Source organism: Thioclava sp. GXIMD4215 (genome assembly GCF_045291555.1).
In the GTDB taxonomy this organism is placed as follows: domain Bacteria; phylum Pseudomonadota; class Alphaproteobacteria; order Rhodobacterales; family Rhodobacteraceae; genus Thioclava; species Thioclava litoralis.
In genome coordinates, this window is record NZ_CP149515.1 from 1,249,744 (window position 1) to 1,264,354 (window position 14,611).

The window sequence follows — 14,611 nt, forward strand, 5'->3', positions numbered from 1 at the left end:
TTTTTCGTTAGTCGCGCTGCGCTTCGAGGATCTGCAGGATCTCTTTCGCGGCCGTCGGGATATTGGTGCCCGGACCAAAAATAGCCTTCACACCGGCCTTTTTCAGGAAGTCATAATCCTGATGCGGGATCACGCCGCCGCAGATCACGATGATATCCTCTGCCCCTTTGGCTTTCAGCGCCTCGATCAACTGCGGCGCAAGGGTCTTGTGCCCTGCCGCCTGCGACGAGATGCCCACCACATGGACGTCGTTATCCACCGCATCCTGCGCCGCCTCGTCCGGCGTCTGGAACAGCGGCCCCACATCGACATCGAAACCGATATCGGCAAAGGCGGTCGCGATCACCTTGGCACCACGGTCATGGCCGTCCTGCCCCATCTTGACCACCAGCATACGCGGGCGACGGCCTTCCGCTTCGGCAAAGGCCTCGACATCGCGCTGGATCTGGGCAAAGCCCTCATCGCCCTCATAGGCCGAGCCATAGACCCCTGCCAAAGTCTTCACCTCGGCGCGGTGACGCCCGAATTCCTTCTCCATCGCCATCGAGATCTCCCCTACCGAGGCCCGCGCGCGCGCCGCTTCAACGGCAGCTTCCAGCAGGTTTCCGCCCTCTTTCGCGCGGCGGCCCAATTCGGCCAGCGCAGCCTGACAGGCGTCCTCATCACGCTCGGCCCGCATTTTCTCAAGCCGTGCGATTTGCGACAGGCGCACCTTGACGTTGTCGATATCGAGAATGTCGATCGGCTCTTCCTCGGCGAGGCGGTATTTATTGACCCCGACAATCACGTCTTCCCCACGGTCGATCAGCGCCTGACGACGGGCGGCGGTTTCCTCGATCCGCAGCTTGGGCATGCCGGAGGCCACGGCCTTGGTCATGCCGCCCATTTCCTCGACCTCTTCGATCAGCTTCCACGCTTCCTCGATCAGGTTCGCGGTCAGGCTTTCGACATAATAGCTGCCCGCCAGCGGGTCGACGACATTGGTGATGCCGGTTTCTTCCTGCAAGATCAGCTGGGTATTACGTGCAATTCGTGCCGAGAAATCGGTGGGCAGGGCAATCGCCTCGTCCAGCGCGTTGGTGTGCAGCGACTGCGTGCCGCCCAAAGCCGCCGCCATCGCCTCATAGGCGGTGCGGATGACGTTGTTATAGGGGTCTTGCTCCTGCAAGGACACGCCCGAGGTCTGGCAGTGGGTGCGCAGCATGCTGGATTTGGGGTTCTTCGGCTCGAATTCGGCCATGATCCGCGACCAGAGCGTGCGGGCGGCGCGCAGTTTGGCGGCCTCCATGAAGAAATTCATGCCGATAGCGAAGAAGAACGACAGACGCCCGGCGAATTTATCCACATCCATACCGGCGGCAATCGCGGTGCGCACATATTCGCGCCCGTCCGCCAGCGTGTAGGCCAGCTCCTGCACGAGATTCGCGCCCGCTTCCTGCATGTGATAGCCGGAGATCGAGATCGAGTTGAATTTCGGCATCTCGTTGGCGGTATATTCGATGATATCCGCGATGATCCGCATCGAGGGTTCGGGCGGATAGATATAGGTGTTCCGCACCATGAATTCTTTGAGAATATCGTTCTGGATGGTGCCCGACAGCACGGCGCGGTCATGGCCCTGCTCTTCCCCCACCACAATGAAATTCGCCAGAATCGGGATCACCGCACCATTCATGGTCATCGAGACGGAGACCTTATCCAGCGGGATGCCGTCAAAGAGGATCTTCATATCCTCGACCGAATCGATGGCAACGCCCGCCTTACCGACATCACCCACAACGCGGGGATGGTCGCTGTCATAGCCACGGTGGGTCGCAAGATCGAAGGCCACCGAAATCCCCTGCTGGCCCGCAGCCAGAGCGCGACGGTAAAACGCGTTCGATTCCTCGGCCGTCGAGAAGCCCGCATATTGGCGGATCGTCCACGGACGGCCCGCATACATTGTCGCCTTCGGACCACGGGTATAGGGCGCGATCCCCGGCATGGAGCCAAGATGGTCCAGCCCTGCCGTGTCTTCCGCCGTGTAAAGCGGCTTGACCTTGATCCCTTCCAATGTCTCCCAGGTCAGGCTGTCTAACGGCTTGCCACGCAGTTCTTTCGTGGCAAGCTCAGCCCATGCCGCTTGCTTGTCGGCCTCGGTGTTGCTGGTCATCGACCCATCCTTCCTCCGTGAGAGGGATGGCCGAATATCCTCCCGGCGCAGCCCCTCCCGTTTCCATGATTGCCAGATCCCGGTGCCCTTGGCGCAGCCGTTCCAGCTCGTTTTGATAGCGCGCAGTCATCTGACCACGTTGAGCAACGCTAAAAGGCATATAACCGCGACCAAGCTGCCCCTGCACGGCAGCGGCGGCGTTGAAACGCGCAACCGGCACCGTCTGGCCCGGATACAGCGCCGCGCGCGGTGCCAGACGCCGCAGCAGAACCTCGTGCCGACCGGCCATAGCCTCGTGGGTCCAGACATGCGGACGCTTCCCGAAGGCCTGTTCGACGGCCTCGATCACACAAGGCCAGCCACGACCGCTTTGCGCCAGCATCCGCAACCGCTGCGGGTTGACCATTTCGCCGCCCCGCGCCCGTTCAACCGCCAGCATCGATGCCCACCACGCGTCATAGCGCCGGATCCCCATCGCCACGCCCGTCAGATGCGGCCCCAGCACCATTGCGACCCGTTCCAACCTGCCCCGCGCGTCAGGGTAGAGAATTCCGTGCTGAAGACAATGTGGAATAGAACCGATCAGATTTTCTTCGCTGATAATCAGGGTGTGGAAGCCCTGATCTTCCAACAGATCGATTTCCATCCGGATACGTGTCGCAGAGCGTCGTGCCGAAAGGATATCCTGCGCCGAAACCAGATCGGCGCGTTTGATCAGCCCCGCAAACAACCCCGCACGCGTGCGCTCCGGCCCCCAGAAAGCGATACCCTGACGCGACAATATCTCGGAATTTGCCAGCATCCAGTTCTGAAACGATGTCGTGGCGGTGCGGTGCACCCCCAAATGTAGTATAACGTCCAAGAGAAAGCTCTTTCCGGAAAGCGCGTCTGGCATGATGCCATGACTCCACGCGAGGACCTGCCTCAGCGTCGAATATGCGCCGCGATCTCTGGAAAACTGCTTAACAGGAGGAATTGAATTGTATTTTACCCAAAACTCGGGGAGCGCAGGGGCGCGAGAACAAACTGTTCCATCAAAAGCAACAGTCCTCTCCCCCATCGGAGCTGCATTTTTATTTGCGATATCGGTCGGTTGCTGGGCGTCGGCAGGGCATACACAACCGCAGGGCGACCCCCCTGTTCCAGCGACTGAACCCGCCGAAGGCTTTGCGCCTTTGCCCGCAGATACAGCGAATTTGAATGATTTCGTCTGGAAAAAACGCCCGATCGTGGTTTTTGCCGAAAGCCCGGCCGATCCGTCCTTCGCGGACCAGATGGCCGCACTGGAAGAACGCTGGCCCGAGCTGGCCGCCCGCGACGTGGTGGTGATCACCGATACCGACCCCGCCACGCCAAGCGCCATCCGCCGCAAGCTGCGCCCATCGGGATTTTCGCTGGTGATCATTGCCAAGGACGGCACGGTGGCGCTGCGCAAACCGCTGCCCTGGAGCGGGCGTGAAATCATCCGCTCGATCGACAAGATGCCGCTGCGCCGCGAGGAACTCCGTCGCGGCGCAACCGTGCAGGGCAAAGCGCCCCGCACATTTGCCAAGTTATGATCGGCGCGGCCCGTCATGGGGTCATTCGAACTCCATGATGATGTCGTCCACCTTCAGCGACGCCCCGGCCTCGGCATTGATGGATTTCACAACGCCGCGACGCTCTGCCCGCAGGATGTTCTCCATCTTCATCGCCTCGACAGTGGCCAGCGCCTGCCCTTCCTGCACCTCGTCGCCTTCGGCCACGTTGATTTTCACCACCAGACCCGGCATCGGGCAGAGCAGGAATTTCGAGGTATCCGGCGGCAGCTTCTCGGGCATCAGCAGATGCAGCTCGTGTTGGCGCGGTGTTTGCACCAGCACTTTCAGATCCGCACCACGCAGGCGGATGCGATAGCCCATCGAGATCTTGCCGACCTTCAGCACCAGCGGCGCACCATCGATCAGCAGTTCCGCAAGCTGGTCGCCCGGCGTCCAGTCCGAGCTGACGCGATGCATCGTGCCATCGGAGAAGCTGACATCCGCGCCCGCCTTATCCGCCGAGATTTTCACCGGATAGGTCGTGCCCTGCAGGCTCACAACCCAGTCATCGCCCACCAGCCGCTCGTGATTGCCCAGCGTGCCGGAAATGCGCGTGCGCCGGATTTCGGCGACCCGCTCCATTGCCGCTACAGCCGCTGCCACACGCTTGAGCATCTCCGGCCCGAGCTCCACACCGTGGAACCCTTCGGGATATTCCTCGGCGATGAAAGCCGTTGTGATATTGCCCGAGGTAAAGCGCGCATGATCCATCACAGCCGCACAGAACGGCAGGTTATGGCCAATACCCTCGACCTCGAAACGGTCAAGCGCCACGCGCATTTCCTCGATGGCCGCGTCGCGGGTCTCTCCCCATGTGCAGAGCTTGGCGATCATCGGGTCATAGAACATGGAGATCTCGCCGCCCTCATAGACGCCGGTATCGTTGCGCACCACACCGCCGGAGGCGGTCGGGCCTTCGACCGGCGGACGATAGCGGGTCAGACGACCGATCGAGGGCAGGAAGTTGCGATAGGGGTCTTCGGCATAAAGACGGCTTTCCATCGCCCAGCCGTTGATCTTCACGTCGTCCTGGGTGATCGACAGCGGCTCGCCATTGGCGATACGGATCATCTGCTCGACCAGATCGATGCCGGTGATCATCTCGGTCACGGGATGCTCCACCTGAAGGCGGGTGTTCATCTCGAGGAAGTAGAAGTTCTTGTTGCCATCGACAATAAACTCCACCGTGCCAGCGCTGGTATAGCCCACCGCCTTGGCCAGAGCGACCGCCTGATCGCCCATCGCCTTACGGGTGGCCGCATCAAGGAAGGGCGAGGGGGCCTCTTCGATCACCTTCTGGTTCCGGCGCTGGATCGAGCATTCACGCTCGTTCAGCCAGACGCCATTGCCATGGGCGTCACACAGAACCTGAATTTCGATATGGCGCGGCTGCGTCACGAATTTCTCGATGAAGATGCGGTCATCCCCGAAGGAATTGGCCGCCTCGTTTTTCGACGACTGGAAACCCTCGCGCGCCTCGGTGGCGTTCCATGCAATCCGCATGCCTTTGCCGCCGCCGCCCGCAGAGGCCTTGATCATCACCGGATAGCCGATCTCTTCCGAGATCTTGACCGCCTCATCCGCATCCTCGATCAGCCCCATATAGCCGGGCACGGTGTTCACACCGGCCTCTTGGGCGATCTTTTTCGAGGTGATCTTGTCCCCCATCGCCTCGATGGCTTTGACGGGCGGTCCGATAAAGGCCACACCTGCCGCTTCCAGCGCCTCGGCAAATTTCGCGTTTTCCGACAGGAACCCATAGCCCGGATGCACCGCTTCGGCACCGGTTTTGGCAATCGCCTCCATGATCTTGTCGATCACGATATAGGATTGTTTGGCAGGCGGCGGCCCGATATGCACCGTCTCATCGGCCATCTGCACATGCAGCGCCTGCGCATCGGCATCGGAATAGACGGCCACCGTCTGGATACCCATCTCGCGTGCGGTCTTCATGACGCGGCACGCGATTTCCCCACGGTTGGCAATCAGGATCTTCTTGAACATCGGCTTTCCTCCACTTCCGGTGGAAGCAAGCCCGCGGGCCAGAAGGCTCTAGCCGCGGCTTGCCCTCCCCCCCAATATGTTCATGTTAACGTCCGGAAAAGAAAACGCCACCAAGGCAGAGCGCCCCGATGACGTTTCAATCGGCATACCTTCGGGCAGGCAAAAAGCGCCTGCCTTGCAGATCTTAGTAGCTACGCGAGCAGACACCTGCATCGTCGCACAGCGCGCCTGCGCCTGCGCCAATCGCAGCACCTGCAAGAACGTTGTTGTCAGTTGCGTCGGCAACCAGCGCGCCTGCGCCCGCGCCAACCAATGCGCGACCGCCATCGGTGCTGAGGAAGTTACCATTGCCAGAGTTCTGGCAGCCAGCAAGGGCCGTCGCACCGAGAATCGCGATGAGAAGTGCGGATTTACGCATGAGATTTCTACTCCGTGAGTATTAGTGTTCCTTTGTGAACCTAATACAGCCAGCGGGGAAGAAAAGCGGATTCTTGCACAAGAACGCATGTAACGCATTGCCTCGGCAAGCGTTTGCCGATCCTGCCCGTCCGCAACTGCGGAAGGCGTGAACATGGCGGGGATCATATCCCCGGAAAGATCCGGCCCGGTAGAGGCACTGCGCATAGCGACAGCCCGGAGCCGGCAAGTTCCAACAGGGAGTTCCCTCGCGGGAGAGATGCCGGAGCACCCGAAGGCGGGCCGACAGAAATCAACCTGCGCGCGAAACGCGCGGCTTGCAACCCCATTCGCGGGGAAAACAGCAAAGCCTTGCCGATTTCTGTCAAGCCGCATCCGCATCAGTCCCAGTCGTCCTCGTCTTCTTGGCCCCAATCGAACGCGTCGGGATCGGCAAATACCTCGGGGAACGACGCCTCGGCACGGCGACGGTCGATTTTCAGAAGGGCGTCGTAGGATTCGGGATCGAACGGGTCTTCGGCGGCAACCACCTCACGCCCGAACAGCCAGCTCAGGCGGCCGGCGTCCAGATTGCCCCGCTCAAAGGGCTCTTCGCCGAAATGGGTCCACAAAGCGGCCAGAAAGCCTTCATCCGCGCGGCGATCACCGGCGGCACGGTCCTTGAACCGTTCGCGGCGGATGATCTTGGTCGCGCCTTTCTTATTGGCGCGGCGGATGGTGAATTGGAAATCGGTGCTGGGCAAACGCCCGGGAAAACCGCGGTGTTTTAGCATGTGGCGCCTTTCTTCTCCGGAGCAATCCTCTCCGGTTTCGTGTTCGCAGCAGGGCAAGAGCGGGCTCGTGCCATGCTATGGGTCAGTGCCGGACGCAAATGCGCGGGCCTGTTCCTCATAAACACTATTGAAGGCGCTGTCCGTCCCAGTTTTCCGGCAAATGCCGAAAGCACCGGAAAAGGGGGGCAGGCAGGGGAAGGCCCCTGCCCGCCTGCAAGGTCAGAGCTTGCTGTGGTAGACCGGCTCCGTGGTGACGGGCTCTTGCATAACGGGCTGCGGCTCCGGCTTGGGGGCGCAGGCTGCCATGAAACCGACAAGACCGAGAGCGAGAATGAGTTTGGTCGACATGTTCTTCTCCTTTTCACGCCGAGGGAACGCATCCGCAACGGAGTGACGATGGCTGGGAAGGAGGCCGTGATATCAGACAGATAATCCTGTGCGATCAGTAGCCCCGAGCCGAAGCGGCCCGCGCAAAGCGTAGCAGATTCTATGCGCTTGCCCAGAGGCATCACAATCGCATCATCACTTTCCCGCCGATCAAGCATCAGAACATTTCTTCCACACAGTGAGGAGGCGAAATCGCATAGCCCGCGAAGAGCTGCGTTGCCTCGGGATCGCTATCACCAAAGGCAACAGGACGATCAGAAAGGGAGATGACGATCTGTTGGGGCTGGGGCCCGACAGACGACAGATGCGGCAGCGCAAACTGTTCGCAAAGCGCCTGCATATCCGTCAGAGCGACATCGGGATCTTCCCGCGCCAGATCCGGCGCGAGAAAGAAATGGCGAAGGGTCAGACCATCGGGGCCGCTGGCATCGGTCTGGCTTTGCAGCCATTCCACATGCGCCCCCGAAGGCACGGCGACAACCACGCCACGCGTGGCCCCGCCATCGGCCAGCGCGACAGGCCCGACACACAGCATCCCAAGACATACTGCAACAAGCCCGCCGCACCGGAACCGCATCATGCCCTCTTACAACGGAATATTGTCGTGTTTCTTCATGGGCATGCTGCGTTTTTTGGAACGTAGCGACGCGAAGGCACGGGCCACACGGCGGCGAGTAGACCGCGGCTGGATAACCTCGTCGATGAAGCCTTTCTCGGCGGCAACGAACGGATTGGCGAAACGGTCTTCGTAGTTCTTGACGCGATCGGCAATCTTCTCGGGCTCGCCCAGTTCCGAACGGTAAAGGATCTCGACCGCCCCTTTCGCTCCCATAACGGCGATCTCTGCCGTCGGCCAGGCGTAGTTGAAATCGCCCTTGAGGTGTTTCGAGCTCATCACGTCATAAGCCCCGCCATAGGCCTTACGGGTGATCACCGTCACTTTCGGCACGGTCGCTTCCCCATAAGCGAAAAGCAGCTTCGCGCCATGTTTGATCACGCCGTTATATTCCTGCGAGGTGCCCGGCAGGAAGCCCGGAACATCGACAAAGGTCAGGATCGGAATTTCGAAACAGTCACAGAAACGCACGAAACGCGCCGCCTTGCGCGAACTGTCGATGTCCAGACAGCCCGCCAGCACCATCGGCTGGTTCGCCACCACGCCCACGGTCTGACCTTCCAGACGGATGAAGCCGGTAATGATATTGCCCGCGTAATCCTTCTGGATCTCGTAGAAATCCCCCTCATCCGCGACCTTCAGGATCAGTTCCTTCATGTCATAGGGCATATTGGGGTTGGCAGGGATCAATGTGTCAAGGCTGTCCTCCACCCGCGCCACATCATCGAAGAAGGGCCGCACGGGCGCTTTCTCGCGGTTCGACAGCGGCAGGAAATCAACCAGACGGCGGACTTCGTAAAGCGCCTCGACATCATTCTCGAACGCCCCATCGGCCACCGAGGATTTCTTGGTATGGGTCAGCGCGCCGCCCAGTTCTTCGGCGGTCACCACCTCGTTGGTCACCGTCTTCACCACATCGGGGCCGGTCACGAACATATAAGAGCTGTCCTTCACCATGAAGATGAAGTCGGTCATGGCAGGGCTATAGACCGCGCCACCCGCACAGGGGCCCATGATCACGGAAATCTGCGGGATCACACCCGAGGCTTCGATATTGCGCTGGAACACATCGGCATAGCCCGCAAGCGAGGCGACCCCTTCCTGAATCCGCGCCCCGCCCGAGTCATTGAGCCCGATCACCGGCGCGCCATTCTGCATCGCCATATCCATGATCTTGCAGATCTTCTCGGCATGGGTTTCCGACAGCGAACCGCCAAAAACGGTAAAGTCCTGGCTGAAAACATAGACCATACGGCCATTGATCGTGCCCCAGCCGGTGACAACGCCATCGCCATAAGGCTTGTCCGACTGCATGTCGAAATCCACACAGCGGTGGGTTTTGAACATGTCGAATTCTTCGAAGGACCCTTCGTCGAGCAAGAGTTCGATCCGCTCCCGCGCGGTCAGCTTGCCCTTTTTGTGCTGTGCTGCAATCCGCCGCTCTCCTCCGCCCATACGGGCCTGTGCGCGACGATCTTCAAGCTCTTGCAGGATATCTCTCATGTGGCTCCCCTCATCCTCGTGGTCACCTTATGCAGCCCCATCACGAGTTGGAAGCAAAAATCAGAAAATTTGCAAAATCTTGACAAAAGGAATGTTGCGAATTGCAAATAATCCCATTTGACACTTTAAAACAACAAAAATCCTTGCAAACCACAGCCCCCTTGCCCGCGAAAACGCGTAGATGGTCCGTCGCCAGATCGGGCAAGACAATCCGCCCACGACCAAAGGCTTAGCTCTGACGTCACGTCTCTTACTGCAAAGTTTCAATCCAGCGGCGAGTCGCCCCTTGGGGCACCGGCGAAATCTGGTTGCCGCGCTTGAAGGCCTCGCGCTCAAGCGGGATCGCATAGGTCTTCAGCACCAGCGTCTGGGTCAGATAGGCGCGGGTAAACGCCTCCCGCCCGCCCAGACGTTCATATTGGCCCACATGCACCAGCTCATGGGCCAGAACCCAAGGCGCCTCCTTGCGCAGGGCAATCCCGTAGCCAAAGGTAATCGCGAAGGCCCCCTGCGGATGATAGACCTTGGCAAAGGCTTTATCCTCGGGCGGGCGGAACGCCTGCGGCCATGCCAGAACGCGCACCTTTTCAGGATGCGCCACACCGGCACGGCGGGCAAAGCCCATTTCAACGGGGGTCAGCGGGCGCCCCGCAGCCAGAATATGCGCCTCGATCGGGTCCAGTTCACGCATCGCCACCGGCAACAACTGCGCCACCTCGGCCTGCACCTGCGCCGAAGGGTGTGCCACCGCGGCCAGATCCCCTTCGGTCAGCGCAGCCGGTGCACATCCTGCAAGCCCGAACAGCGCAGCAAAACCAAGTGTCTGCAACAAAACCACAATACGCATAAGGCCTCCGACAAAGCTTCTCTCAAATAAGGTCAAAAATGCCGCAAAGGCAATTGACCAAATACAGTTTGCATATGTATCAGCGGGGTTTGCAAAGGAGAGTAGATCATGGCGACTCCAAAACTCTATGCGGGTATCAAGCTGCGGGAGACGCGCACAAGGCTCGGCCTGACGCAAAAGCTCTTTGCCGACCGGCTTGGCGTGTCGCTGCCCTATCTCAACCAGATGGAAAACAACCATCGCCCCGTGTCGGCGCAGGTGGTGCTGGCACTGGCCACGGAATTCGGACTGGATGTGACCGAGCTTTCGGCAGGCGATGCCGAACGGCTGGTCTCGGACATGCGCGAGGCGCTGGCCGATCCGATCTTCTCCGATGCCGCCACGCCGCTGGCCGATATCCGGCTGGCAGCCTCCAATGCCCCTGCCCTTGCGCGCTCTTTCCTCGAACTGCACAGCGCCTATCGCCGGACCCATGAACGGCTGGCCTCGCTGAATGCCGCGCTTGGTCATGATGCCAACACCACCGTGCAGAGCCCTTGGGAAGAGGTGCGCGATTTCTTCCATTACTGTGACAATTACATTGATGCGGTAGACCGCGCAGCCGAACATTTCGCCTGCCCCGATGGACCGCGCGTCGATGCCATTCCACGGGCGATTTCGGCGCTGGAGGCGCGCGGGATCACCGTGCAATTTGCCGATATCACCAGCGTGCGCGAGAAAGACGGGCGGGTGATCACCATCGCCACCCATGCGAAGAAATCCACGCAGGCTTTCCAGCTGATGCATCAGGTCGCGCTGATCACCCAGAACGAACTGCTCGAGGCAACGCTGGATCTGGCCCGCTTCCAGTCCAGCACCGCCCGCGCCATCGCCAAGATCGGTCTGGCCAACTATTTCGCGGGGGCCGCCGTGATGCCCTACAAGCAGTTTCTGGATGCGGCACAGGATAACCGCCATGATCTGGAGATACTGGCAGAGCTGTTCGGCGCCTCGATCGAGCAGGTCGCCCACCGGCTATCAACGCTGCAACGCCCCGGCGCCAAGGGTCTGCCCTTCTTCTTCATGCGGATCGATCAGGCGGGCACCATCACCAAACGCCACTCGGCCACGCGGCTGCAATTCGCCCGTTTCGGCGGCTCCTGCCCGCTATGGATCGCGCATCAGGCCTTTGAAACCCCCACCCGCTTCCTGCGCCAGCTGGCCGAGACCCCCGACGGGGCGCGCTATCTTTGCGTGGCCAAGGATGTTTCGAAACAGGGGGGCAGCTTCCATGCGCCGGTGCGCCGTTATGCGCTCTGTCTGGGCTGCGAGGTCAGCCATGCCAAGGATCTTGTCTATGCCGATGATATGGAGCTGGGCAACCCCCGCGCCTACGAGCCCATCGGCATCTCCTGCCGCATCTGCGAGCGCCGTAACTGCCACCAGAGATCGGTGCCGCCGCTGGAGCGCAAACTGACCGTCGACCTCGACCGTCGCGGCCTGCTGCCCTATGACATCGCCTGACCGGTCATGCGAAAGCCTCCGGCAGGACGCCGGAGGCCAACAAACCTCGCACTGACTAAAAACCGAACCCCTGATACGGTCCAAGAAACCTCAGGCGGCATTGACCTCTTCGGCCAGCGCCCGCGCGATCTGGTCTTTCAACTGGGCCCGTTTCTTACGCAGATCCACCTCGGCCAGAGCCTCCATCGGCTGCAACCCTTCCATCGCGCGCAGGACCTGCTCGTTGACCTCTTCATAATCGTCCATGAGACGCGCGGCATGGGGGTCGCTTGCCTTCAGCTCCCGCAGCTGCACCCGATAGGCAGGAAACTCGACATTCAGGGTATGAAGATGTTCAGACATGTGCGACCTCCGTTCTGTTGGTATCTGCCCCGATACTAACAGCCCGGAACATGCACCGCTTTGATAAGGATCAAAGCGGACCTATTTCGCCCGCACCCATCCGGCGGAACGCGCCTCTGCCTCCGTGCAGAACCAGCGCTCCCCCTTTGCGGTATCGATCTTGGTCGCGGCATAGGACGCCATGCCCGGCACATGGTACAAATGGCCGTTTTTCGAAATATTTCCCTTGATCTTACAACGGCCTTGCGGGTCGTTCACATGGGCGCGGTAATGCGCGGGTGTTTCCACCTGCCCCACCCAGATCCCGCGCTTGGCAATCATCGCGGATTTTTCCCGACTGACATAGGCCGTGGAATATTGCCGATAGGCAAGCGCATAACCCTGCGCCACCATCTGCGCCCCCAGATCCACACCATGCGCCTCGCATCGGGCAATCAGACGGCCATAGCGGTCGGCCTGCGTTCCGGTGCAGGCCACCCGCCCTGTGGCCAGCTTGCGCATCTGGGTCGTCGCGTCCTGCCCACACGGCCAGCTTTGGCCGTTGTCACGCAGACAGGTCTGCTTGCTTTCAGGCGCGTCGATTCCATAAATCCGGATCTTGCGGCCTGCGACGTCCAGCGTGTCGCCATCGACCACCCGTGCCTTGCCATACAGGGTCTCGGCATGCGCGGGCGCAGTCACCCCCAGCACAAGACACGCAAAAATCAGAACAGACCATAAACGAAACATGCCCCACATATCGCGGGGCATGGCTGATTTGTCCAGAGATATGGTGGTTACCACCGCTCATTACCGGCGAATTAACGCTGAGACGTTTCCCAGTCAGGGTGGAACCACGGCGCGACATTCTCGGCAGGCAGACGGCGGCCAAGGATATGATCGGCAATCTTCTCCCCCACCATGATCGAGGGCCCGTTGAGGTTCCCATTGGTCACCCGCGGGAAGATCGAGCTATCGGCCACGCGCAGCCCCTCGACCCCGATCACGCGGCCATCGGGGTCAACCACCGCATGGATGTCATCGGCACGCCCCATCCGCGCGGTGCCGCAGGGATGATAGGCGCTTTCCGCATGTTCGCGCACGAAATCATCCAGCGCCGCATCCGAGGTCACATCCGAACCGGGCTGGATCTCGCGCGCCACATGACGCGCCATCGAGGGCTGCTCGAAGATCTCGCGCGTCAGACGCAGGGTCTTGCGCCAATCCACCCAGTCCTGATCCTCGGTCATATAGTTGAACAGGATCTTCGGCTTGTCCTTGGCATCGCCCGAGCGCAGCGATACCCGCCCGCGCGAGGCCGCCCGCATCGGACCCACATGAACCTGGAACCCATGCCCCTCGGCCGAGGCCTTGCCATCATAGCGCACGGCCAGCGGCAGGAAATGGTACTGGATATCGGGGTAACGCACCCCCTTATCCGAACGGATAAAGCCGCAGGCCTCGAACTGGTTCGACGCGCCCAGACCGGTCTTGGTGAACAGCCACTGCGCCCCCACCCAAGCCTTCCCCCAAAGATTCCAGTATTTATAAAGCGTGATCGGCTCTTTCGCGGCATATTGGAAATAGACCTCAAGGTGGTCTTGCAGGTTGCCACCCACTCCGGGCCGATCCGCCAGAACCTCGATCCCATGCGCGCGCAGATGATCGGCAGGCCCCACGCCCGACAACATCAGGATCTTCGGCGTATTGATCGAACTCGCCGCCACGATCACCTCGGCCCGCGCCGCAATCACCTGCTTCTGCCCCGCCTTCTCGACCTCGACGCCAATCGCGCGCTTACCCTCAAAGACAACCCGCAGCGCCAAAGCCTTCACCACGGCCAGACGGTCCCCGAAGGCCTTCTGGCCGGGGCGCAGATAGGCATTGGCCACAGACCAGCGACGGCCCTTGTAAATGGTGGCCTCCATCGGGCCAAAGCCCTCCTGACGCTCGCCATTGTAATCGGCGGTATAGCCATAACCCGCCTCTTGGCCAGCCTGCACAAAAGCGTCAAACAGCGGGTTCTTGCGCGGGCCACGGCTGACATGCAAAGGCCCCGACTGGCCGCGCCAATCGGCATCCGCCCCATCCTGCGCCCCGTGCCATGTCTCCTGCCGCTTGAAATAGGGCAGCACATCGGCATAGTTCCAGCCTTCCGCGCCCTGCTCGGCCCAATGCTCGTAATCGCCCGCATGGCCGCGCACATAGACCATCCCGTTGATCGAAGACGACCCCCCGATCACCTTGCCCCGCGGCGTCGCCAAAACACGCCCGCCCAGCCCCGGCTCGGGCTCCGACTGGAAACCCCAATCGTAAATCCCCATATTCATCGGATAGGACAGCGCCCCGGGCATCTGGATGAAGGGGCCAGCATCCGACCCCCCATGCTCGATAATCACCACGCGCTTACCGGCCTCGGCCAGACGGTAGGCCAGCGCCGTACCACCCGATCCGGCGCCAATCACAACATAATCAGCTTCCACGCCCATTTTCCATTTGCTCCAAATA

General features: G+C 60.7%; 14 protein-coding genes. 2 read left to right on the forward strand and 12 right to left on the reverse strand.

Annotation, left to right across the window (positions count from 1 at the left end; translation table 11 throughout):
- Window positions 1-7: 7 nt before the first annotated feature.
- Window positions 8-2,152: a methylmalonyl-CoA mutase gene (scpA, locus tag WDB86_RS06095; RefSeq protein ID WP_339109340.1), complete on the reverse strand. Its 2,145-nt coding sequence runs from the start codon at window positions 2,150-2,152 to the stop codon at window positions 8-10.
- Window positions 2,109-3,014, reverse strand: coding sequence for a hypothetical protein (locus WDB86_RS06100; RefSeq protein ID WP_339109339.1), 906 nt, complete (start codon window positions 3,012-3,014; stop codon window positions 2,109-2,111). The genes scpA and WDB86_RS06100 overlap by 44 nt, the downstream gene beginning before the upstream one ends.
- 313 nt (window positions 3,015-3,327) lie before the next feature.
- Here WDB86_RS06100 and WDB86_RS06105 point away from each other — a divergent pair, with 313 nt between their 5' ends.
- Complete coding sequence (locus tag WDB86_RS06105) at window positions 3,328-3,711, forward strand: DUF4174 domain-containing protein (protein ID WP_406736890.1); 384 nt, start codon at window positions 3,328-3,330, stop codon at window positions 3,709-3,711.
- 21 nt (window positions 3,712-3,732) lie between these two features.
- Here WDB86_RS06105 and WDB86_RS06110 read toward each other — a convergent pair whose 3' ends face one another.
- The 7 genes from WDB86_RS06110 to WDB86_RS06140 form a co-directional block, all read right to left on the reverse strand.
- The gene (locus WDB86_RS06110; RefSeq protein ID WP_406736891.1) at window positions 3,733-5,736 is read right to left on the reverse strand and encodes an acetyl-CoA carboxylase biotin carboxylase subunit; all 2,004 of its coding nucleotides are present in this window, start codon (window positions 5,734-5,736) and stop codon (window positions 3,733-3,735) included.
- 184 nt (window positions 5,737-5,920) lie between these two features.
- On the reverse strand, window positions 5,921-6,154 hold the full coding sequence (locus WDB86_RS06115) for a hypothetical protein (protein ID WP_339109336.1): 234 nt from the start codon (window positions 6,152-6,154) through the stop codon (window positions 5,921-5,923).
- A gap of 379 nt (window positions 6,155-6,533) precedes the next feature.
- Window positions 6,534-6,926: a hypothetical protein gene (locus WDB86_RS06120; RefSeq protein ID WP_406736892.1), complete on the reverse strand. Its 393-nt coding sequence runs from the start codon at window positions 6,924-6,926 to the stop codon at window positions 6,534-6,536.
- A gap of 219 nt (window positions 6,927-7,145) precedes the next feature.
- Window positions 7,146-7,274: a hypothetical protein gene (locus WDB86_RS06125; protein ID WP_339109334.1), complete on the reverse strand. Its 129-nt coding sequence runs from the start codon at window positions 7,272-7,274 to the stop codon at window positions 7,146-7,148.
- 196 nt (window positions 7,275-7,470) lie between these two features.
- On the reverse strand, window positions 7,471-7,893 hold the full coding sequence (locus tag WDB86_RS06130) for a DUF6497 family protein (RefSeq protein WP_339109333.1): 423 nt from the start codon (window positions 7,891-7,893) through the stop codon (window positions 7,471-7,473).
- A gap of 6 nt (window positions 7,894-7,899) precedes the next feature.
- Window positions 7,900-9,432 carry an acyl-CoA carboxylase subunit beta gene (locus tag WDB86_RS06135; protein WP_339109332.1) on the reverse strand — a complete coding sequence of 511 codons (1,533 nt, stop codon included), beginning with the start codon at window positions 9,430-9,432 and terminating at the stop codon, window positions 7,900-7,902.
- A gap of 250 nt (window positions 9,433-9,682) precedes the next feature.
- Window positions 9,683-10,279, reverse strand: a complete 597-nt coding sequence (locus WDB86_RS06140) for a hypothetical protein (protein WP_406736893.1) — start codon at window positions 10,277-10,279, stop codon at window positions 9,683-9,685.
- Window positions 10,280-10,387: 108 nt separating this feature from the next.
- Here WDB86_RS06140 and WDB86_RS06145 point away from each other — a divergent pair, with 108 nt between their 5' ends.
- Window positions 10,388-11,782: a short-chain fatty acyl-CoA regulator family protein gene (locus tag WDB86_RS06145; protein ID WP_339109330.1), complete on the forward strand. Its 1,395-nt coding sequence runs from the start codon at window positions 10,388-10,390 to the stop codon at window positions 11,780-11,782.
- Window positions 11,783-11,872: 90 nt separating this feature from the next.
- On the opposite strand, the gene WDB86_RS06150 is transcribed toward WDB86_RS06145, so the two are convergent.
- From WDB86_RS06150 to betA, 3 genes are all read right to left on the reverse strand, one after another.
- Complete coding sequence (locus tag WDB86_RS06150) at window positions 11,873-12,124, reverse strand: YdcH family protein (protein ID WP_406720470.1); 252 nt, start codon at window positions 12,122-12,124, stop codon at window positions 11,873-11,875.
- Between the two features lie 81 nt (window positions 12,125-12,205).
- Window positions 12,206-12,874: a thermonuclease family protein gene (locus WDB86_RS06155; protein WP_406736894.1), complete on the reverse strand. Its 669-nt coding sequence runs from the start codon at window positions 12,872-12,874 to the stop codon at window positions 12,206-12,208.
- A gap of 50 nt (window positions 12,875-12,924) precedes the next feature.
- Window positions 12,925-14,586 carry a choline dehydrogenase gene (gene betA / locus WDB86_RS06160; protein ID WP_339109327.1) on the reverse strand — a complete coding sequence of 554 codons (1,662 nt, stop codon included), beginning with the start codon at window positions 14,584-14,586 and terminating at the stop codon, window positions 12,925-12,927.
- Window positions 14,587-14,611 lie beyond the last annotated feature (25 nt).

Bases quoted from the DNA above. Each gene is read 5' to 3' on its own strand.
- WDB86_RS06145 (WP_339109330.1), top strand. From the start codon at position 10,388: ATGGCGACTCCAAAACTCTATGCGGGTATCAAGCTGCGGGAGACGCGC.
- WDB86_RS06140 (WP_406736893.1), bottom strand. From the start codon at position 10,279: ATGCGTATTGTGGTTTTGTTGCAGACACTTGGTTTTGCTGCGCTGTTC.
- WDB86_RS06110 (WP_406736891.1), bottom strand. From the start codon at position 5,736: ATGTTCAAGAAGATCCTGATTGCCAACCGTGGGGAAATCGCGTGCCGC.
- WDB86_RS06130 (WP_339109333.1), bottom strand. From the start codon at position 7,893: ATGATGCGGTTCCGGTGCGGCGGGCTTGTTGCAGTATGTCTTGGGATG.
- scpA (WP_339109340.1), bottom strand. From the start codon at position 2,152: ATGACCAGCAACACCGAGGCCGACAAGCAAGCGGCATGGGCTGAGCTT.
- WDB86_RS06115 (WP_339109336.1), bottom strand. From the start codon at position 6,154: ATGCGTAAATCCGCACTTCTCATCGCGATTCTCGGTGCGACGGCCCTT.
- WDB86_RS06150 (WP_406720470.1), bottom strand. From the start codon at position 12,124: ATGTCTGAACATCTTCATACCCTGAATGTCGAGTTTCCTGCCTATCGG.
- WDB86_RS06155 (WP_406736894.1), bottom strand. From the start codon at position 12,874: ATGCCCCGCGATATGTGGGGCATGTTTCGTTTATGGTCTGTTCTGATT.
- WDB86_RS06125 (WP_339109334.1), bottom strand. From the start codon at position 7,274: ATGTCGACCAAACTCATTCTCGCTCTCGGTCTTGTCGGTTTCATGGCA.
- WDB86_RS06135 (WP_339109332.1), bottom strand. From the start codon at position 9,432: ATGAGAGATATCCTGCAAGAGCTTGAAGATCGTCGCGCACAGGCCCGT.
- WDB86_RS06120 (WP_406736892.1), bottom strand. From the start codon at position 6,926: ATGCTAAAACACCGCGGTTTTCCCGGGCGTTTGCCCAGCACCGATTTC.